Origin of the sequence: Candidatus Aegiribacteria sp. (genome assembly GCA_021108435.1) — a bacterium.
In the GTDB taxonomy this organism is placed as follows: Bacteria; Fermentibacterota; Fermentibacteria; order Fermentibacterales; family JCC-6; genus Aegiribacteria.
In genome coordinates this window covers 1-1,079 of record JAIOQY010000151.1, presented here as the reverse complement: position 1 = coordinate 1,079, position 1,079 = coordinate 1, and the positions used below count along the sequence as shown (strand labels likewise).

The following is a 1,079-nucleotide window of genomic DNA, read 5'->3' as shown; positions in this document are numbered from 1 at the left end:
GTTCCTCCGGTTAAGAAATCATCCCCCTCCAGGTCTATCAGAAAACCGTAACCCATAAGACCGGCACCCTGCGAGAAATCTCCCGCTCTGTAAACATCACAGCCCTCAAGGTCTATCACTCCTCCGAGCCCCATTAGACCGCATCCCTGGCTGACAGGAGAATCGCTTGTGTAGTTATCATCACCTTCGATATCAATTACAACGGAGATCCTTTTTCCGGCAGGCCCTACTGCTCCACCTATTCCCTCGCCGTAGAAATCGTTTCCTCCAAGGTCAATAATCAGTTCGAACGGACAGTCCTCTGTATAGATATTGGTTCCCCTTCCTCCAATAACCCATCTGACCGGACCATCAAAACAGAAGGATACCGTAGTTCCGAGTACTCCCGGCAGAGTTACCTGCAGTTCATTCGGCCATTGTGCATTCTTCAGGTTTACTGATGCCTGAACAATCTCTTCCAGGGGAATATTCAGGGAAAGGTTCCACTTCTCGAAGAGTGACGCCAGCGTATCCATATCCATTTCTGTATCCTCAAACTGAGGCAAGCCCCAGCCCTCAAGAACGGAATCCCATTCCAGCGGACTGTCTTCGTTGAGCCATACTGAGGGAATAGCGGCCATGAGTGTATCTACCGTTCCCGATCCCAGTTCAATAAGTTCAGCTGAGATGGTTGAATCAGCCTTCTCCAGTATTTCAATCAGTGTCAGAAGCCCTTCCCTGTTTTCAGCCTCTGATGACAACAGAGTGTAATCGGTCAGCAGATCAAGCTGTTCCTCCAGTATGACAGGCAGTTCCTCTACATGTTGAATAGCGCGGATGACTGTTGAGTCAGGAAGATGAACACTGGTCGCCCAGTGTCTGTCAAAATCCAGCTGCTCAGGAACCAGGTCAAGAGTGTCCAGAGCTTCGATCAGGGCTTCCCCCGCAACCTCAGGCCATGGATCTCCGGGCTGTAGTCCAAAAATTATTGCACTCACGCAAATAATGATATTCAATGTCATAATCGCTGCCTTTCAAATGCTTCATAATACCGTTTGTATCTGCGTGAAATAACCCGATGAGTCAAATAGGGCAAGTCA

1 protein-coding gene is annotated in these 1,079 nt (G+C 48.8%); it reads right to left on the bottom strand.

Annotation, left to right across the window (positions count from 1 at the left end):
* Positions 1-1,001: hypothetical protein (locus K8R76_08470; GenBank protein MCD4848210.1), on the bottom strand; the 1,001-nt coding region annotated here is incomplete at its 3' end.
* Positions 1,002-1,079 lie beyond the last annotated feature (78 nt).